Annotated in this window: 15 protein-coding genes and 1 riboswitch; of the genes, 6 read left to right on the forward strand and 9 right to left on the reverse strand. The window is 66.9% G+C overall.

Annotated features, from left to right (window positions below; genetic code table 11):
* Positions 1 to 84 precede the first annotated feature (84 nt).
* From ABZ942_RS30820 to gcvP, 3 genes are all read left to right on the forward strand, one after another.
* Positions 85 to 558 carry a bifunctional nuclease family protein gene (locus tag ABZ942_RS30820; RefSeq protein ID WP_357388125.1) on the forward strand — a complete coding sequence of 158 codons (474 nt, stop codon included), beginning with the start codon at positions 85 to 87 and terminating at the stop codon, positions 556 to 558.
* A 205-nt stretch (positions 559 to 763) separates the two neighbouring features.
* Entirely contained in the window at positions 764 to 1,357 is a 594-nt protein-coding gene (locus tag ABZ942_RS30825) for a MerR family transcriptional regulator (RefSeq protein ID WP_357388126.1), read from the forward strand.
* Between the two features lie 265 nt (positions 1,358 to 1,622).
* Positions 1,623 to 1,722, forward strand: a riboswitch (glycine riboswitch).
* Between the two features lie 151 nt (positions 1,723 to 1,873).
* Positions 1,874 to 4,696, forward strand: a complete 2,823-nt coding sequence (gene gcvP, locus ABZ942_RS30830) for an aminomethyl-transferring glycine dehydrogenase (RefSeq protein ID WP_357388128.1) — start codon at positions 1,874 to 1,876, stop codon at positions 4,694 to 4,696.
* A gap of 224 nt (positions 4,697 to 4,920) precedes the next feature.
* Here gcvP and ABZ942_RS30835 read toward each other — a convergent pair whose 3' ends face one another.
* The 3 genes from ABZ942_RS30835 to ABZ942_RS30845 all read right to left on the reverse strand — a co-directional run bounded on the left by ABZ942_RS30835 (position 4,921) and on the right by ABZ942_RS30845 (position 7,547).
* A complete protein-coding gene (locus tag ABZ942_RS30835; protein ID WP_357388130.1) occupies positions 4,921 to 6,588 on the reverse strand; it encodes a substrate-binding domain-containing protein in 1,668 nt (555 codons plus the stop codon).
* 112 nt (positions 6,589 to 6,700) lie between these two features.
* Positions 6,701 to 6,976: a WhiB family transcriptional regulator gene (locus tag ABZ942_RS30840; protein WP_357388132.1), complete on the reverse strand. Its 276-nt coding sequence runs from the start codon at positions 6,974 to 6,976 to the stop codon at positions 6,701 to 6,703.
* 25 nt (positions 6,977 to 7,001) lie between these two features.
* Positions 7,002 to 7,547: an HNH endonuclease gene (locus ABZ942_RS30845; protein ID WP_357388134.1), complete on the reverse strand. Its 546-nt coding sequence runs from the start codon at positions 7,545 to 7,547 to the stop codon at positions 7,002 to 7,004.
* Between ABZ942_RS30845 and ABZ942_RS30850 the strand changes: the two genes are divergently transcribed.
* Entirely contained in the window at positions 7,546 to 7,668 is a 123-nt protein-coding gene (locus ABZ942_RS30850; protein WP_357388136.1) for a hypothetical protein, read from the forward strand. The two genes, ABZ942_RS30845 and ABZ942_RS30850, sit on opposite strands and share 2 nt — an antisense overlap.
* 145 nt (positions 7,669 to 7,813) lie before the next feature.
* Here ABZ942_RS30850 and ABZ942_RS30855 read toward each other — a convergent pair whose 3' ends face one another.
* Together ABZ942_RS30855 and ABZ942_RS30860 are read right to left on the reverse strand one after the other, a co-directional pair.
* Positions 7,814 to 8,353, reverse strand: a complete 540-nt coding sequence (locus tag ABZ942_RS30855) for a DM13 domain-containing protein (RefSeq protein WP_357388139.1) — start codon at positions 8,351 to 8,353, stop codon at positions 7,814 to 7,816.
* A gap of 403 nt (positions 8,354 to 8,756) precedes the next feature.
* Positions 8,757 to 9,887 carry an acyl-CoA dehydrogenase family protein gene (locus tag ABZ942_RS30860; protein ID WP_357388140.1) on the reverse strand — a complete coding sequence of 377 codons (1,131 nt, stop codon included), beginning with the start codon at positions 9,885 to 9,887 and terminating at the stop codon, positions 8,757 to 8,759.
* A 91-nt stretch (positions 9,888 to 9,978) separates the two neighbouring features.
* Here ABZ942_RS30860 and ABZ942_RS30865 point away from each other — a divergent pair, with 91 nt between their 5' ends.
* Entirely contained in the window at positions 9,979 to 10,668 is a 690-nt protein-coding gene (locus tag ABZ942_RS30865) for a winged helix-turn-helix transcriptional regulator (protein ID WP_357388142.1), read from the forward strand.
* A gap of 605 nt (positions 10,669 to 11,273) precedes the next feature.
* Here the strand turns inward: ABZ942_RS30865 and ABZ942_RS30870 are convergent.
* Genes ABZ942_RS30870 through ABZ942_RS30885 form a run of 4 tightly spaced genes read right to left on the reverse strand, consistent with a single transcriptional unit; the run spans position 11,274 to position 15,023 of the window.
* Complete coding sequence (locus tag ABZ942_RS30870; protein ID WP_357388144.1) at positions 11,274 to 12,563, reverse strand: acyl-CoA dehydrogenase family protein; 1,290 nt, start codon at positions 12,561 to 12,563, stop codon at positions 11,274 to 11,276.
* 2 nt (positions 12,564 to 12,565) lie between these two features.
* Positions 12,566 to 13,240 carry a TetR/AcrR family transcriptional regulator gene (locus ABZ942_RS30875; RefSeq protein WP_357388146.1) on the reverse strand — a complete coding sequence of 225 codons (675 nt, stop codon included), beginning with the start codon at positions 13,238 to 13,240 and terminating at the stop codon, positions 12,566 to 12,568.
* Positions 13,237 to 14,286 carry an alcohol dehydrogenase catalytic domain-containing protein gene (locus ABZ942_RS30880; RefSeq protein WP_357388148.1) on the reverse strand — a complete coding sequence of 350 codons (1,050 nt, stop codon included), beginning with the start codon at positions 14,284 to 14,286 and terminating at the stop codon, positions 13,237 to 13,239. Before ABZ942_RS30880 ends, ABZ942_RS30875 begins: the two co-directional genes overlap by 4 nt.
* Complete coding sequence (locus ABZ942_RS30885; RefSeq protein WP_357388150.1) at positions 14,283 to 15,023, reverse strand: glucose 1-dehydrogenase; 741 nt, start codon at positions 15,021 to 15,023, stop codon at positions 14,283 to 14,285. The genes ABZ942_RS30880 and ABZ942_RS30885 overlap by 4 nt, the downstream gene beginning before the upstream one ends.
* A 319-nt stretch (positions 15,024 to 15,342) precedes the next feature.
* Between ABZ942_RS30885 and ABZ942_RS30890 the strand changes: the two genes are divergently transcribed.
* Positions 15,343 to 17,520, forward strand: a complete 2,178-nt coding sequence (locus ABZ942_RS30890; protein ID WP_357388151.1) for a malate synthase G — start codon at positions 15,343 to 15,345, stop codon at positions 17,518 to 17,520.
* Positions 17,521 to 17,813 lie beyond the last annotated feature (293 nt).

Here is a 17,813-nt window from a genome sequence, read left to right on the forward strand (position 1 = left end):
CGGCTGGGTTCGCCTAGACTCGTTGGTACGGCGAGCTGGGCGGTGGTCGTGCGCGGCGGCCGGCGAGTAATGGGAGGCAGTGCGATGAGTGAAATGCGCGTGATCGGCATTCGTGTCGAACAGCCACAGAATCAGCCCGTGCTGTTGCTCCGTGAGGTTTCGGGGGATCGGTACCTACCAATCTGGATCGGGCAGGCCGAGGCGACCGCGATCGTGCTGGAGCAGGAGGGGGTGACCCCGATCCGCCCGCTGACCCACGATCTGATCAAGATCCTGATCACCGAGCTCGGGCACACCCTCAAGGAAGTGCGCATCGTGGATCTGCAGGAGGGCACGTTCTACGCGGATCTGGTGTTCGAGAACGATCTGCACATCTCGGCGCGGCCGTCGGATTCGGTAGCGATCGCCTTGCGGGTGGGTTGCCCGATCTATGCCGACGAGCCGGTGCTCGAGGAAGCCGGGCTGGTGATGCCGGACGAGCGCGAGGACGAGGTGGAGAAGTTCAAGGAATTCCTGGAGTCGGTCTCGCCCGACGATTTCAAGGCCACAGATAGCTGAACAGGACCTTTCCGGCAATCCGGCGTTTTCGCGGGATGACCGGGGGATCAGCCCTTAACCAGAGCTTGAGAGTTTAACCGCGCGTCGCGTTTGGCCTGACGATGGTGCTCCCTGGACAATCAGGGGAGTAATCTCGATAGTTGGGCCACGTCCGTTTTGGCCAGGTCGTCAGTACAGCAGTGGTCGAAGCGGAGCCGGGTCATCGATGAGGCTAGCCGTCGGCGGAGCAAGGGAGTGGTCAGTGGCAGAGGAATCGCAAAATGTGGTGCAGCCAGGCCTGTTCCCGGACGACTCGGTTCCCGACGATCTGGTCGGATACCGGGTTCCCAGTGCATGCCAGGTGGCCGGGATCACCTACCGGCAGCTCGACTACTGGGCGCGTACCGGATTGGTCGTGCCCTCCATCCGCAGTGCCGCGGGCTCGGGGAGCCAGCGCCTGTATTCGTTCAAGGACATCCTGGTCCTGAAGATCGTGAAGCGGCTGCTCGACGCGGGCATCTCGCTCCAGAACATCCGGATCGCGGTCGACCATCTACGCAGCAGGGGAGTGCAGGATCTCGCCGGGATCACCCTGTTCTCCGACGGCACCTCGGTATACGAGTGCACCTCGGCCGAGGAGGTAGTCGATTTACTGCAGGGCGGGCAGGGCGTTTTCGGCATCGCGATCAGCGGTGCCATGCACGAACTCACCGGCGCCATCGCCAATTTCCCCGCGGAACGCGCGTCCGCGGTGACGGAGCGGCCGGAGGACGAGCTGTCCTACCGGCGTAAGGCACGGATGAGTCGCAAGACCGGTTAAAAGTAGACAACTGACACGACACCCCGCCTCCCCGACATACCGAGGGTAGCGGGGTGTCGTGCTGTGCGGCACTTGATTTTCGGCGGTGGGGGCGCGGTCTGGACCGCTCGGTTGGAAGGTATCAAAAACATCAGGTTAAGTAGATATGCGCATCTACATATGTTCCTGGTTGCGGGCCCGGGCACCGACGTGACCAGCGCGACACCCGCAAGGACAGGACCAGTGACACGTTCCGGCGTGTCGTCGGCTTAAACTGGTGGCGCGCCAACGCCGTGCGGGAGAGTCCCGGGTTCGACAGAGTCCGGGCGCCGAAGGAGCAGCACCTCCCCGTCAATCTCTCAGGCATCAGGGACCGTGCGGGCTTGGGCGCCTCTGGAAAGCGGTGGCTTCGGGCCGCCCGCCCATGGGGAAAGGGGCTCGGCCTTCATTCAGGTCGCGGCGTCCGAATCTCTCAGGCAACACGACAGAGGGGGAGGGCTGGTACCCGTCGACCACCCCGTCGACCCGCCCGACCCAATGGGAGCTGCCGTGACTCGCTCATTCGCCGACCGCCATATCGGACCCGATCGGGGCGAAATCGCCCGGATCCTGGACGTCGTCGGCGTCGACTCGCTGGACGAGCTCGCCACGAAGGCCCTGCCCGCGACCATTCTCGACGGCTCCGGCCTGGCCGGATTGCCGCCTGCCGCAACCGAACACGAGGTGCTGGCCGAACTCGCCGGCCTCGCGCATTCGAACACCGTGGCCACCTCGATGATCGGCCTCGGCTACTACGACACGCTGACCCCGCCGGTGCTGGTGCGCAACCTGCTGGAGAATCCGGCCTGGTACACCGCGTACACGCCGTACCAGCCGGAGATCAGCCAGGGCAGGCTCGAGGCGCTGCTCAACTTCCAGACCATGGTGTCGGAGCTGACCGGCATGGACGTGGCCAACGCGTCCATGCTCGATGAGGCCACCGCGGCCGCCGAGGCGATGACGCTGCTGCACCGGGCCAGCCGGTCCAAGTCGGCGCGCCTTGTCATCGATACCGACCTGTTCCCGCAGACGAAGACCGTGCTGACCACCCGGGCGCAGCCGCTCGGGATCGAGCTGGTGCCTGCGGATCTGGCGTCCGGTGAGTTGCCGGAAGGTGAATTCTTCGGTGTGCTGGTGCAGGCTCCCGGCGCTTCGGGGCGGGTAGTGGACTGGACGTCGGTTATCAGCGCGGCGCACGAGCGTGGTGCGTTGGTCGCGGTGGGCGCGGATCTGCTGGCGATGACGCTGATCGCCTCGCCCGGTGACCAGGGTGCGGATGTGTGCTTCGGCACCACTCAGCGTTTCGGTGTTCCGCTCGGCTTCGGCGGCCCGCACGCCGGATATCTGGCAGTGCGCACGGCGTATGCCAGGCAGCTGCCGGGCAGGCTGGTCGGCGTCTCGGTGGACGCGGACGGCGATGTCGCCTACCGGCTCGCATTGCAGACGCGTGAGCAGCACATTCGCCGCGAGAAGGCGACCTCCAACATCTGTACCGCGCAGGTGCTGCTCGCCATCGTCGCGGCGATGTACGCGAGCTACCACGGTGCCGACGGCCTGCGCGAGATCGCGCGTCGCGTGCACCGGCACGCGGCCACCATCGCCGCCGGGCTCGATGGTGCGGTCGTGCACGACACGTTCTTCGACACCGTGCTCGCGCATGTGCCCGGTGGCGCGGAAGCCGTTGTCGCGAAGGCGAAGTCGCGCGGGATCAACCTGCGCCTGGTCGACGCCGATCATGTCGGCATCGCCTGTGACGAGGCGACGACCGAGTCGCACGTCGCGGCCGTGCTCGAATCCTTCGGCACCGCACTGTCTGCCGAGCAGTCGACGCCCGCGCCTGCCGTCGCGATCGAGAACCGCACCTCGGAGTTCCTCGACCATCCGGCATTCACCAAGTACCACACCGAAACCGCCATGCTGCGCTACCTGCGGTCGCTGTCCGACAAGGACATTGCCTTGGACCGCAGCATGATTCCGCTCGGTTCGTGCACCATGAAGCTCAACGCGACCGCCGAGATGGAGGCCATCACCTGGCCCGGCTTCGCCCGCGTGCACCCGTACGCGCCGGTCGAGGACGCGCCGGGCCTGCTGCAGGTGATTCACGATCTGGAGCAGTGGCTTTCCGACATCACGGGCTACGACTCGGTGAGCCTGCAGCCGAACGCGGGCAGCCAGGGCGAGTACGCCGGGCTGCTGGCGATCCGCCGGTATCACCTGGATCGTGGTGACACGCACCGGGATACCTGCCTGATCCCGTCCAGCGCGCACGGCACCAACGCGGCCTCGGCGGCGATGGCCGGGCTGCGCGTCGAGGTGGTCAAGTGCCGCGAGAACGGCGACGTCGACCTGGACGACCTGCGGGCCAAGATCGCCGACCACGCCGACCGGCTGGCCTGCATCATGATCACCTACCCGTCCACGCACGGTGTCTACGAGCACGAGGTCGCCGAGTTGTGTGCGCTGGTGCACGACGCCGGTGGTCAGGTGTACGTCGACGGCGCGAACCTGAATGCCCTTGTCGGGCTTGCCCGTCCGGGCCGGTTCGGCGGCGACGTCAGCCACCTGAACCTGCACAAGACGTTCTGCATCCCGCACGGCGGTGGTGGTCCGGGCGTCGGCCCGGTCGCGGTGCGTTCGCACCTGGCGCCCTACCTGCCGGGCGATCCGCTGGTGACCGACTCGCACGCGGTGTCGGCCGCCAACTACGGCTCCGCCTCGATCCTGCCGATCACCTGGGCCTACATCCGGATGATGGGCGCGGACGGCCTGCGCGACGCCACGCTGACCGCGATCGCCTCGGCCAACTACATCGCGCGTCGGCTCGACGAGTACTTCCCGGTGCTCTACACCGGCGAGCACGGCATGGTCGCGCACGAGTGCATCCTGGACCTGCGGGAGATCACCAAGCAGACCGGCGTCACCGTCGACGATGTCGCGAAGCGGTTGGCGGACTACGGTTTCCACGCGCCGACCATGAGCTTCCCGGTCGCGGGCACGCTGATGGTGGAGCCCACCGAGAGCGAAAACCTGGCCGAGCTGGACGATTTCATCGAGGCGATGATCGCGATCCGCAAGGAGATCGATCAGGTCGCGGCCGGCGTCTGGCCGGTCACCGACAACCCGCTGCGCGGCGCGCCGCACACCGCGGCCTGCCTGGTCGGCGAGTGGGAGCACCCGTACAGCCGCGAAACCGCCGTCTACCCACGGGGTCTCGGTCACGCACGCGCCAAGGTATGGCCGCCCGTCCGCCGCATCGACGGCGCATACGGCGACCGCAACCTGGTCTGCTCCTGCCCGCCGCTCGAGGCCTACGCCGACTGATCGCACCGACCGAAGGGGCCCTTCAGCCCCCGACAGCGGCCGAAGGCCCCTTCGGTCGACCGTTCACCGCGACCCGGCATCGACCGAGGGCGCCCTTCATCCGCTGAGACGGGGTGAAGGGCGCCCTCGGTCGGTTGGTGGGTGTGGAGGACGCACGGTTTGATTTCGTGCACCGAGGATCGCATGCGAAAAGGTGGTGCGGGGGGAGCAGAAGGCGTGCGGCGTTATGGGGTGGTCAGTGAGTGGACGACTGCGGAGCCGAAGGCGATGTCGTCGGAGGTGGCCAGGCGGGTGTAGGTGCCGCCGGTCTGTTCGCAGATGCTCTTGAGGGTCTGGGTGCCTTGGCCGCCAATGACGATGATGTCGACGCGGACGGGGTGCTCCTTGTCGAGGGCGGCGGCCATGTCGCTGGCGAGTTTGGCGCCGGTGACGGTCGAATCGTCCTCGGGCCCATCGGTGATGAGCAGCACCGAGTTCGTGCGGCCCGCGGTGTATCCCTTGATCGCGCTCTTGTACGCGGCGATCAGCGTCGGGTAGGCCTGATCGGCGCGCGCCTCGGTGGCCTCGACGGCGTCGAGCGCGTTGCTGAGCTTGGTGCGCTGGTCGTTGGAGAGCGGCGCGGTGGCGGCCTGGACCTTGTAAGGCGTTGTGCCGTCGAGGTTCTTGCCGTAGGTCCACAGGCCGAGGCCGAAGTCGGGCGGCATGACGGTCAGGGTGGAGTTCAGTGCGCCGAGGACGTTCGCGAGCCGGGTCATCGAGCCGTCGGTGGTCGACATGGATGACGAGACGTCAACCAGGACAGTGGATTGCACGCCGAGCACCGGATTGGCCATGGTGGCACGGACCTTGTCGAGCGCGGCCCGCGGTGGTGCGGGGGTGGCGGCCGGTGCGGTGGTGAAGCCCGCCGCGGTGAAGGCCTGTGCTTGTTCGGGGGCGCGCAGGTAGTCGGCGAAGAGGCCGCCGACGAGATTCTGTGTCTTGTCGACCCACGGTCCAGACATCAGCGCGGCCGGGTGGTCGGCGCTCGGCGCGGCACCGGAGGGGCGGAAAACGGTAAGTCCCGCTTGGCCTTTCACCTGTTGTTCGGTGGCGGCGACCGCATGCACGGTGGCGGACTGTGGGGCGCCCGCGATGATGCCGAAGGCCGCGGTGGTGTCGGCGGCGTCCGGCGCGTTGGCGGCCAGCCCGGAGATCGCGGAAACGGCCTGTCCGGACTGGGCGGCTTGCTCGCTGAGCGGGTCGGCGCCCGAGACGGCGGAGCCCACCGCTACGGCGGCGGCCAGCGAAGAATCACCGGGCGGCAACGCCATTCGCAAGCCGCCCCAGCCGGACAGGCCGACGTCGTTGAGCGAACCTTGTTGCAGGCGTGGCAGATCCGACCACGAGGTCTTGGCTTGTTCCAGCGCGCCACGTAATTCGTCCGGCACGGCGAGCACGATCGGGCTCACCGCGATCGGTGCTGGTGTGCCTTCGATCATGCCGGGCACGCGCATGGACTCGATCGAGCGGGTCGAATCGGGAATCCACAGTACCGGCTGCGGGCCGAGGTTCGGATCCCAGGGCTTGCCGTTGGTGAATGCCGCGACTATCGCCGCGGACGGTTGCGCGGTCACCACCACCTGTGCGCAGTGGTCACGCACCTTCGGTTTGGTCGCGTTGTACCGGTCGGCCGCGTTCCTGACCTGCGCGGCAATGTCCGGATCGGCGGTCACATAGAGCGTCGCGGGCCCGGAGACGCATTCCGCCGCCGCGGCGCTGTCCTCATTGGCGGCTCGATCGCGTAGCTGAAACCACGCGATGACCCCAGCGACGAGCAGCACGATGGCCACCACTGCGATAACCGGACCTTTGCTGACGCCCCGGGATCTGATTCCGCTGCGATGAGTGCCCACGGTGCACAGTGTATGTTCACCTGCGGTTTGCGGGCTCGGTGAGTCCGGCCTACGGCGGCGAGCCGTAGCGAAACGTGCGCCGCCGTGTCCCGGCTGGACACGGCGGCGGTGTTCACGGACGGATCAGCTGGCCGCGGTCGAATTCGTGGCCGCCCCAGACCCCGGACTGGCCGGTGCGCTCGGCGAACTCAGCACAGGCCGCCCGGATCGGGCAGCCCGCGCAGACGCCGCGCGCGTAGTCGAAGTCCTGTGACGGGTACGGGAACCAGGCCTCGTGATGCGGGTCACCGCGGCAGGCGGCCCGATGCCACTCTCGGGAGTCCGAGAGCGGGAGCAGCTCGGCCAGGGTCAGCTCCACGACCGCGGTGGTCTCGGTGCGAACGGTCATCGCGATCCTCTCCTTTCTCGGATGTTCAGGTGGTGGCGAGCTGCTTCCAGATCCGCCGCTGCTGCTTGACCTGGTGGTTGGGGGCCTTGGGCTGCCAGAGCAGCCGCATGCCCGCTTCCTCGGGGGTGCGGTCGGCCTTGGTCGTATTGCACGGGCCGCAGCAGGCGACGAGGTTGCTCCAGGTGTTCGGCCCGCCCCGGCTGCGCGGCCGGATGTGGTCGACGGTGCGGGCCCAGGCGGCGCAGTAGCCGCACCGGTGGCTGTCCCGGCGCAGCACGCCGGCCAGGGTGGCGCGGCTCTCGTCGTGCACCCGCACGGTGTGCTCGAGGTAGACGTAGCGCAGCAGCCGGATGGTCTCCGGTAGCAGGAGCTCGGAGTGCTGGGACCGGATCGGGAAGTGCGGGGCTCGGTCGGCGATCGACTCCGCGGCGCCTGACATCAGCAGCACGATGGCCCGGTCGGCGCTGATCTCGGTGAGGGCCTCGTAGGAGGCGTTCAGCACCAGCACTCCGGCGCGTATCCAGTTGTCGGCGGTTAGTGCCGCGGGGTTGGCGGCATGGCGGAATGTCATGGGAATCACCATGTTTCGGGAGGAGTCGAGCGAGGAGGTGGGGCGGTCAGTGACCGGCCGGGAGGTGGCCGTCTTCGCGTCCGCTGCACCGCTGGGGATCGAATACGGGTTTCCCGGTTGACAACCGTTGTGCCGCATCGATGTTCGCCCGAATCGGGTTCATCGGAATCATCGCCACCTCCTCCTCTCCTCGTGCTCGTGGATCACCGCTACCTGGTGATCATCGTCGAATCTCATGGTGACATAACGGGCCTACCGCTGTCGGGTCATTTATTTTCGGTCAGCTGAGCGGCGCCGAAGGAGACGTGGAACCGCTGGCACCAGATGGTGACGCTGGTGCGTGCGGTCAGGTCGGTGTCGGCGGGGATGGGGTAGTTCTGGCTGCCCTTGTTGCCTTTGAGGCTGCCCAGGTCGGTGTGCTGGGCGTCATCGAAGACGAACCAGCCTGCTTTTCCCTCGATGACCTCGGCGTTTGTCAGCCATACGTGCAGGTCGGGGCCGTCGGAGGTGTCGAGGTTCTCGAGTCGGAGGACTCGACTGCCGTCGGGGAGTTGCAGGATGCGCACGGTTCCGGAGGTGTCGTGCTCGTGGGAGATGAGGGTGCCGCCGGCGAGGGTGCGCGGTGCGGCGGGCGCGCCGGGGGTCGCGGGCGCGCCGGGGGCGGTGGGCGCGGCCTCGTTGACGGTGGCGTTGGTGAACAGGCGCCACGGCTGGGCCAGCGCCAAGCCGACCCCGAGCCCGACGACCAGCAAAACGACCAGCGTCCAGGTGATGGGGGACCGGACGATCTTGCGTGCTGAAACCATGGTTGTCCTCCGGGCCGTGATGCGACGAGTGTTGCCTCGATTGAACACGGCCGGCGGGCCAATTTTGGGGGCAGAACTGTGACCAAACCCTGACGTAATCGAGGCCTATGTCGGCGGCTGGCGGGAGCGGCCAGGCCGGCCGCTTTTCCTCGCAGGAGAGTCCGGCGAGCACCCGGTCGCCGGGGCTGATCGCGGCGTCCTGCAGCAAGAGCCGGGCCTCGGCGTCTACGAACACGGTGGCGTTGCGATGGTTTACTGCAACACCTTTCGGTGTTCCGGTGGAGGAAGATGAGCCAGGCGTCGTTGGCGGGGGCGGCAGCGTGCTGGTGCTCGTGGTTATGCCGATTCCGCCGTGCGCGAAAGGGTTTCGCCCCCATCCGGGAAATGGGGGCTGCGGGCGATATCAACCGATCGGCGTGTGGCCGAGCAGGACTCGGCCGGTGAAGCGGGTCTGCTTGGCGCGCGGCAGCGGGTGGAACAGGCAGCCGTGGATGTCCCGGTAGCGCATCTCGAGTTCACAGGTGCGCGAAAAACCGAGTCCGCCAACGGTTTCGATGGCCAGTCGAACGGTGTCGATGAGTGCGTCGGCGGCCGCGGTCTTGCGGCTGAGGGTCCGGCTCGCGTAGCTGTCGGTGTTGTCGAAGCACAGGTTGTCGGAGCCGCTGAACATGGCCTCGATCAGGTCGGTGGCGGTGGTGTGCGCGTTGACCATTTCGCCCGCGAGCTGGAAGGTCGGCGCGTCGGTGCGGTCGGCGACCAAGGCTGCGGCGAGGGCGACCGCGCCGTCGGCGATGCCGAGGTACGCGGCCATTACCAGCGGCATCGCGGCACCCATCACGACATTCAGCACCGGCGGCCAGGCATCGGCGTGGCGGAGCAGGGAGACGGCGGCGTCGGGGACGAAGACGTCGTCGAATATCACGGTATGCGAGCCGCTCGCCCGCAGTCCCAGTGTGTCCCAGGTCTTTTCGATGCGGACGCCGGGTGCGTTCACCGGGATGGCACAGTGCAGGACGTGCGGGCCGTCCGGTGCGTCGTCCCAGCGAATGCTGGTGACCAGCACGGTACCGCCTTCCACACCGCTGGCCGGCGCTTTGCGTGCGTGCACCCGGTAGCCGCCGTCGACTCGCTCGGCCTTGCCACTGGACCCGACCCAGTCCGCCGCGCCGGTGCTGATCAGGATCGCCCCGTCGACCACCTTGCCGAACAGCGGAGCCGCGTCGATGCCATGGTTGTGCCGCCACACCTGTGCGGCGACAAGGTGGGTGTGCATCGCGAACGCGACCGCGGTCGAGGGATCGTGGCGGCCGAGTTCACGCAGGATCGTGCCCATCTCGCGGTGGGTGGCACCGCCGCCACCGAATTCGGTGGGCACCAGGGCGGCGGACAGCCCGGAGACGCGCAGGATCTCGAAGGCGGTGCGGGAGAACTCGCCGCTGCGGTCGCGGTCGGCCACTTCCGGGCTCAAGGATTCGCCGACCTGTCGTGCGAGGGTCAACCAGTCGATGGTGATGTCGGAGGAAATTGTCGTCATGTTTCGAAGGTAGGAACGGTCGCGATAACCGAATAGTCCACAAAGTGGACTCCGCCGGTCCACAAGTTGGACCTCCGACCGTGAGGTGACCATGACGACACCCGGCTACGGCCAATACTGTCCGATCTCCCGGGCGCTCGACGTGCTCGGCGAGCGCTGGTCGCTGCTGATCGTCCGCGATTTATTCCTGGGCACAACGCGTTTCAACGATCTCGCGCGCGGTCTACCCGGCTTGTCGCGCAGCCTGCTCGCCAAGCGGCTGCGTCAGTTCGAACGGGCCGGTCTGGTCGACAAGATCGGGTCCGAATACCTGCTCACCGCCGCGGGCCAGGAACTCGAGCCGATCCTGTTCGGCCTCGGCGAGTGGGGCGCGCGTTGGACTTTCGGCGACCCACGGCCGGAAGAACTCGATCCGGCGGTTCTGGTGTGGTGGATGCACACTCGCCTCGATACCTCGTCGTTCCCCGGCAGGCGACAGGTCCTCGCCGTGCGGTTTTCCGATGTCCCGGACCGATTCTGGATCGTCATCGAATCCGGCGTGCCCTCGGTCTGCGCCGCCGACCCCGGCTATCCGGTCGACGTCGCCATCCTCTCCGACGTCAGCTCGCTGTATCAGGTCTGGCTCGGCAGATTGCCACTGGCGCAAGCGATTCGGACGGGGAGGGTGACCTTCGCCGGGCCGACTGCGTTGACTCGTCGGATGTCGTCGGTGCTTCAGTTGAGTCCGATGGCGCCGTATATGAACTCGGCCGCGGTCGACTTCGCCAGTCGCGCTTCGTGATTATCGATGGTGGATGCGGCGGGGATCGGACGGTGTCCGGTGACTTTTGTTGTTGGTCGCGTGCCGGGTGTGGGGGTGCGGTGCTGCCGATGCAACAACGGTTCAGGGATGTGTGCTGGTTCGGGAATGATGGGGTAGTGCTGGGCGCGTGAGGTGGGGTTCCCGGCCTTACCCTGCTGTTTGGTCTCGGGAGTGGGGGTTCCAGCCTGGCTGGCTGGCTGTGGTGCTGTTGTCGAGAGCTTGGGAAGGGAGTGAGTCGGGTGCGGCGGTAGTTGGTGGGATCGAGTCGAATGGTTGTTCGCGGACATCGAGTCGAGTCATGCGGTCGTTGTTGAAGATCAACTAGCGACCATATGACTCGACTCGATGTCCGCGATGGGGTGCTGTATCGGGCTTTGACCAGGATCCGTACCCTCTCGGAACCCGCCCGGTACCACGGCTCTAATAGGGTGCGTGATCACGAAATACGGTGCCAATCCCGCTGTTCGCGTGGCGAATCGGAAACCGCTTACCCTTTGTGTGACCTGTACACCTATCCGTCGCTTGGCCTGCAGCTGGGAGCGAGGCGGACCTCGACGGTGTGCGTCGAGGTCCGATTCTCGCGGTTACAGGTTGCCGACGATGTGTTCGAGGCGTTGGGCGACGAGCTCTCTGGCCTTTTCGCGCAGGGCCGGGCGGTAGCCGCTGGGGTACACGGGATCGCCGGGGGCGTAGTCCTTGAGGACTTCCTTGGCCAGGGTGATCTTGTGCACCTCGGTGGGGCCGTCGGCGATCGCCATCACCTCGGCGTAGTTCATCATGTCGACGAAGGGCAGGTCGGTGCTGACGCCGATGGCGCCGTGCAGGTGCAGGGCGCGCTGGGCGATGTCGTGCATGACCTTGGGCATGGCGACCTTGATGGCGGCGATGTCCTTGCGCACCTTCAGGTAGTCCTGTTCCTTGTCGATGCGCCAGGCGGTGCGCAGCACGAGCAGGCGGAACTGTTCCATCTCGATCCAGCTGTCGGCGATGCGTTCCTGGGTCATCTGCAGGCCGGCCAGCGGGCCCTTGCGCATCGGGCGGGAGACGACGCGTTCGGCCATCATGTCGAAGGCCTTGCGTACCAACGCGACCGTGCGCATCGCGTGGTGCACGCGGCCGCCGCCGAGGCGGGTCTGCGCGACGATGAAGCCCTGGCCCTCGGCGCCGAGCAGGTGGTCGGCGGGCACCCGGACGTTGGTGAAGCGCAGGTGGCCCTCGTGCTCGCTGAACCCGTGCACGTGGAAGTTCTTGACGATCTCCAGGCCGGGCGTGTCCGCGGGCACGATGAACATCGACATGCCTTGGTAGGCACTGACATCGGGGTTGGTGACCACCATGACGATGTGGAAGCTGGCGAACTGCGCGTTGGAGTTGAACCACTTCTCGCCGTTGATCACCCAGTGGTCGCCGTCGCGGACCGCGCGCGTCTTGAACGTCGTCGGGTCCGAGCCGCCGGTGGGTTCGGTCATCACATAACAGGAGCCGATCTCACCGGCCAGCAGCGGCGCGAGGTACTCGGCCTTCTGCTCGTCGGTGCCGTAGTGCGCCAGGATCTCGGCATTGCCGGAATCCGGTGCCTGGCAACCGAATACCGACGGCGCCCAGAACGACGTGCCGAGCACCTCGTTGAGCAGGGCCAGCTTCATCTGCCCGTAGCCCTGGCCACCGAGCTCGGGACCCAGGTGGCACGCCCACAGCCCCTGCTCCTTGACCTGCTCCTTGAGCGGGCGCATCAGCGCCATCGCCTCTTTGTCGGTGCGGTCGTACGGGTTCGGGTAGAGCAGGTCGAGGGGCTCCACCTCGGTGCGGACGAATTTCGCCGCCCAGTCCAGCTTCTGCTGGAAGTCCGGGTCGGTCTCGAAATCCCAAGCCATGGTCAGCCTTTCGTGTGGTTGTCGGTCGTGGTCACCACGCCGTCGAGGAACGTGGTCGCGAGTATGTCGGCGATCTCGGCGGGGGAGTGCCCGCCGTGCGGTCGGTACCAGAAGGTCACCATGTTCAGCATGCCGAGCACGCTGTTGGTCACCACATGGTCGTTGGTGCGGAGCAGTCCGGCGGCGTGGCCCGTGTCGAGCACGCGTTGCCAGCAGTGTTGCACGCGGTCACGCAGTTCCTGCAGCTGCGCGCCGCGTTCGCCGCTGAGCGCGGTGACGTCGCGCAGCTGGATCGCGACCTCGCGGCGGTGGTCGATGATCAGCCCGACGTGGCTGTGGATCAGCTTGCGCAGCTTGCTGATCGGGTCGTCGGCACCGGCCACGATGCGTTCGGCGTCGACCAGCATCAGCTGAATGTAGTCGTGCAGGATCTGCCAGAGCAGTTCCTCCTTGGAACCGATGTGGTAGTACAGCGCGCCCCGCTGGACGTCGGCGCGGTCGCCGATCTCCGCGACGCCGGTGCCGTGGAATCCCTTCTCCGCGAACAGATCCACTGCGGCCCGCACGATGCGTTCCCGGGTATCGCCCGCCGTCGATTCGGAGGCGGGCGGGCGGCCGCGCCTGCGCGCGGGCGCGACGTCGGGCCCGCCCGTGCCGCGCACCGGTGCGGTACTCATCGCGCCGGGTCCAGCACTACCTTGCTCACGCCGTCCGCGCGCTCGGCGAACAGTTGGTAGGCGTTCGCGCCGTCGGACATCGGGAGGGGATGGGTGACAACGGCTTCCGGGCGCAGCCGACCCGCCGCGGTCAGTTTCAGCAGAGTGGGCAGCTCGTATTGGATCGAGCACAGGCCGATGTGGAATTCGAGCTCCTTGACCTGGGCCAGCGGCATGTGGAACGGATAGGCCCGGTTCTGGTTGACGCCGATCACGCTCACCCGGCCGCGGTGCCCGACCGCACTGATCGCCAGCTTGATGGTGGCATCCGCGCCGACCGCCTCGATCGCGACATCCGCGCCGCCGCCGAGCATGTCGCGGATCCCGAGCTTCGGGTCGTCCATCTCGACCGGTTCGGCGCCGAGCTCGGCGGCCAGCTTGCGGCGTTCGGCGATGAGATCGACGCCGAGCACTCGTGCCGCGCCCATCGCGAACGCCGACTGGATCGCCATCAGTCCGACCGGTCCGAGTCCGATCACCACCACCGTCTCGCCGGGCGCGATGCGGGCGCGCCGCGCCCCGTACCAGGCGGTCGGGGCGTTGTCGGTGAGCACGACCGCGGCCGCGTCGCTGACGCCCTCGGGAATCCGGATCAGGTTTCCTCCGGCATGCGGGACGGCCAGCAGTTGAGCCTGGCCACCGGGCAGCGAGCCGCCGAGGCCGTAGCAGGCGTCGATCGGCGCGGGCGTGCGCTCGCAGGCGGCGACAATGCCGACCCGGCAGTTCGCGCATCGATTGCACCCGGCGGACGCGGACACCAGCACCCGATCACCGACCGCGAGCCCGTGCACCTCGGAACCGAGCTCGACGATCTCGCCGACGGCTTCGTGCCCGACGCTGTAGCCGATCTTGTCGGTGAACCCGTGCCCGCCGTAGATGTGCAGGTCGCTGCCGCAGATGCCGCTCGCGGTGACCCGGATGATCGCGCCGTCGCGCGCGGTGAGCTCCGGGTCGGGTACCTCGGAGTACGAGATCTGCCGGGGGCCTTGGTAAGTCAGTGCTTTCATCGCCATCCACCGTCCAGCGCGAGGGTGGCGCCCGTGCAGAAGGCAGCGGCGTCCGTGGCGAAGAACATTGCGGCGCCGACGATCTCGTCGGGTTCGCCGACGCGTCGTTGCGCGTTGAGCGAGCTGATCTGGGCGCGCATCTCGTCGGGCCAGGCCTTCGAGATGTCGGTGGCGAAGGCGCCGCACTGAATCGTGTTGACCCGCACCGTCGGTCCGAAACTCTGCGCGAGACCCGCGGTGAGCGTGTTCAATCCGGCCTTGGCCGCGGCGTAGGGCAGTGCGAACGGCGCGGGGCGGACCGCCTCGATCGAGGAGATGTTGATGATCGATCCGCCGCCGTCGGCGGCCATGCGGGTGCCGATCAGCGACGAAAGCCGGAACGGCCCTTTGAGATTCACGCCGATCACCTTGTCGAACAAGGCCTCCGAGACCTGATCCAGGCTCGGGTAGAGCGGGGAGAGGCCCGCGTTGTTCACCAGCACGTCGACCCGGCCGAATTCGGCGTACACGGTCTCCACGAGCGCATCGCACTGCGCCCAGTCGCTGACATTGCAGGCCACCGGCAGCGCGCGACGACCGTGCGCGATCTTCACCTGGTCCGCCAGCGCCACGCAATCGTCGAGTTTGCGGCTGGCGATCACCACATCCGCGCCCGCCGCGGCGAACGCGAGCACCATCTCCTTGCCGAGTCCCCGGCTGCCACCGGTGACCACGACGACCTTGTCCGTGAGCGACACACACACTCCTGCAGATCAGAAAATGTTCCGATCAGTACATTAAATCCCCGCGGCGATACAATCAAGGGGTTGTCAGGCCGACCGCCGACCGGTGTTGGATTGGCGACGCTCACGGGCCCTCCGTGGTTACGCAAGCTGCCTCCTCCGGGCCCATCGCTCGCGTCGCGGGCGACGCGCCGTCCGATACATCCCATCCGGATCGGCGCGCCGGAATTTCTCGGCGAGACGCCGCGTTCGACCCGCTACACGGTGGTATCACTACCCACGGGTAACATGGATGCGTCTTTCCCACCCGGCTTTCTCAGAAGTGAGGCAGTAGATGACAGAGCGGATTCAGGTCGGCGGGCTTCAGGTGGCCAGCGTTCTCCACGAGTTCATCGAGAACGAGGCGCTCCCCGGAACCGGCGTAGATTCCGCCGCGTTCTGGGCCGGAGCCGAGCAGGTCATCAACGATCTCGCGCCGCGCAACCGCGCGCTGCTCGCCGAGCGCGACGAGATCCAGGGCAAGGTCGACGCCTGGCACGCCGAACACCCCGGCGCGAACTACGACAAGGCCGCCTACAAAAGCTTCCTCGGCGAAATCGGCTACCTGCGTGCGGAACCCGCCGATTTCCAGATCGCCACCCAAAACGTGGACACCGAGATCGCCACCACCGCGGGCCCGCAGCTCGTGGTGCCGGTGATGAACGCCCGATTCGCGATCAACGCCGCCAACGCGCGCTGGGGTTCGCTCTACGACGCGCTCTACGGCACCGACGCCATCTCCGAGGCCAACGGCGCGGAAAAAGGCAAGAGCTACAACAAGGTTCGCGGCGACAAGGTCATCGAGTGGGCGCGCAACTTCCTCGACGACTCCGCGACGCTGATCACTGGCTCGCACATCGGCTCGACCTCGTACAAGATCGTCGACGGCGAGCTCGAGGTCGGCCTGGAGGACGGCACCGAGATCGGCCTGGCCGATCCGTCGCAGCTCGTCGGCTACCTCGGCGATCCGGCAGCGCCGACCTCGGTGCTGCTGAAGCACAACGGTCTGCACATCGAGATCCAGATCGATCCGTCCTCGCCGGTCGGCAGCACCGACACCGCGGGCGTCAAGGACTTGGTGCTGGAGTCCGCGATCACCACGATCATGGACTTCGAGGACTCGGTCGCCGCCGTGGACGCCGAGGACAAGGTCCTCTGCTACCACAACTGGCTCGGCCTGATGAAGGGCGATCTCACCGAGAAGGTGAGCAAGGGCGAGAAGACCTTCACCCGCACCATGAACCCCGACCGCGTCTACACCGCGCTCGACGGCAGTGACCTTGTGCTGCACGGTCGTTCGCTGCTGTTCGTGCGCAACGTCGGTCATCTGATGACCAGCGACGCCATCATCGACAAGGACGGCAACGAGATCCCCGAGGGCATCCTCGACGGCCTCGTCACCTCGCTCATCGCCACCCACTCGCTGCGCGGCGACACCGAGCTCAAGAACAGCCGCACCGGCTCGGTCTACATCGTGAAGCCGAAGATGCACGGCCCCGACGAGGTCGCGTTCACCACCGAGCTGTTCGGCCGGATCGAGGACGTGCTCGGCGTGCCGCGCAACACCCTCAAGGTCGGCATCATGGACGAGGAGCGCCGCACCACGGTGAACCTCAAGGCCTGTATCCAGGCCGCCGCCGACCGCGTCGTGTTCATCAACACCGGCTTCCTCGACCGCACCGGCGACGAGATCCACACCTCGATGGAGGCCGGGCCGATGGTCCGCAAGGCCGACATGAAGGCCCAGCAGTGGATCAAGTCCTACGAGGACTGGAACGTCGACACCGGTCTGGCCACCGGATTGCCCGGTAAGGCGCAGATCGGCAAGGGCATGTGGGCCATGCCGGATCTGATGGCCGACATGCTGGTGCAGAAGATCGGTCACCCGAAGGCCGGCGCGAACACCGCGTGGGTGCCGTCGCCGACCGCAGCCACCCTGCACGCGACGCATTACCACCAGGTGAATGTGCTGGAGCGCCAGCAGGAGATCCTGAAGGGGGGCCGCCGCGCCACCGTCGATCAGATCCTGGAGATCCCGCTCGCGGCGACGCCGAACTGGACCGCCGAGGAGAAGAAGCAGGAGCTGGACAACAGCGCGCAGTCGATCCTCGGCTACGTGGTGCGCTGGATCGATCAGGGCGTCGGCTGCTCCAAGGTGCCCGACATCGAGGATGTCGCGCTGATGGAAGACCGTGCCACCCTGCGCATTTCGAGCCAGCTGCTGGCCAACTGGCTGCGCCACGGCATCGTCTCCACCGACGAAGTGGTGGAGAGCCTGGAGCGGATGGCGCCGGTGGTGGACCGGCAGAACGCGGGCGACGCGAACTACCGCCCGCTGGCACCGGACTTCGCGGGCAGCATCGCCTTCCAGGCCGCCAAGGAGCTCATCCTCGAAGGCGCCAAGCAGCCCAACGGATACACCGAGCCGATCCTGCACCGGCGTCGGCGTGAGGCCAAGGCGGCCTGCAAGTAGAGTGATGTTCAGTGATTGAAAAGTAGCGCCCAGCAGCTCTTTTCGGCTAGAGGCCCCGCATCGGAGACATCCGAGGCGGGGTCTCTTTCATTACTCAAGATCAGCTCAAATACTGGTCTGTCACGCTCAAAACGGTCACAAAAACGGTCACAAAAACGGAGTGTTTAGCTACAGTCACCAAAGCTGCCTACCAGCGGATTTGCGCCAACGGGTGGGGTCGCTTCTGTCGGCGATGCATGTTCTTCACACCAGGCCAGCGAGCTGCCGATCCGGAGTCGGCGGGCCTGGTGCGG

It is taken from the genome of Nocardia sp. NPDC046473 (genome assembly GCF_040645995.1).
In the GTDB taxonomy this organism is placed as follows: Bacteria; Actinomycetota; Actinomycetes; order Mycobacteriales; family Mycobacteriaceae; genus Nocardia.

Coding starts and splice junctions, on each gene's coding strand:
- ABZ942_RS30860 (WP_357388140.1), bottom strand. CDS start 9,887: ATGACGACAATTTCCTCCGACATCACCATCGACTGGTTGACCCTCGCA.
- ABZ942_RS30880 (WP_357388148.1), bottom strand. CDS start 14,286: ATGAAAGCACTGACTTACCAAGGCCCCCGGCAGATCTCGTACTCCGAG.
- ABZ942_RS30870 (WP_357388144.1), bottom strand. CDS start 12,563: ATGGCTTGGGATTTCGAGACCGACCCGGACTTCCAGCAGAAGCTGGAC.
- gcvP (WP_357388128.1), top strand. CDS start 1,874: ATGGGAGCTGCCGTGACTCGCTCATTCGCCGACCGCCATATCGGACCC.
- ABZ942_RS30875 (WP_357388146.1), bottom strand. CDS start 13,240: ATGAGTACCGCACCGGTGCGCGGCACGGGCGGGCCCGACGTCGCGCCC.
- ABZ942_RS30890 (WP_357388151.1), top strand. CDS start 15,343: ATGACAGAGCGGATTCAGGTCGGCGGGCTTCAGGTGGCCAGCGTTCTC.
- ABZ942_RS30865 (WP_357388142.1), top strand. CDS start 9,979: ATGACGACACCCGGCTACGGCCAATACTGTCCGATCTCCCGGGCGCTC.
- ABZ942_RS30820 (WP_357388125.1), top strand. CDS start 85: ATGAGTGAAATGCGCGTGATCGGCATTCGTGTCGAACAGCCACAGAAT.
- ABZ942_RS30845 (WP_357388134.1), bottom strand. CDS start 7,547: ATGACATTCCGCCATGCCGCCAACCCCGCGGCACTAACCGCCGACAAC.
- ABZ942_RS30855 (WP_357388139.1), bottom strand. CDS start 8,353: ATGGTTTCAGCACGCAAGATCGTCCGGTCCCCCATCACCTGGACGCTG.
- ABZ942_RS30840 (WP_357388132.1), bottom strand. CDS start 6,976: ATGACCGTTCGCACCGAGACCACCGCGGTCGTGGAGCTGACCCTGGCC.
- ABZ942_RS30850 (WP_357388136.1), top strand. CDS start 7,546: ATGGGAATCACCATGTTTCGGGAGGAGTCGAGCGAGGAGGTGGGGCGG.
- ABZ942_RS30825 (WP_357388126.1), top strand. CDS start 764: ATGAGGCTAGCCGTCGGCGGAGCAAGGGAGTGGTCAGTGGCAGAGGAA.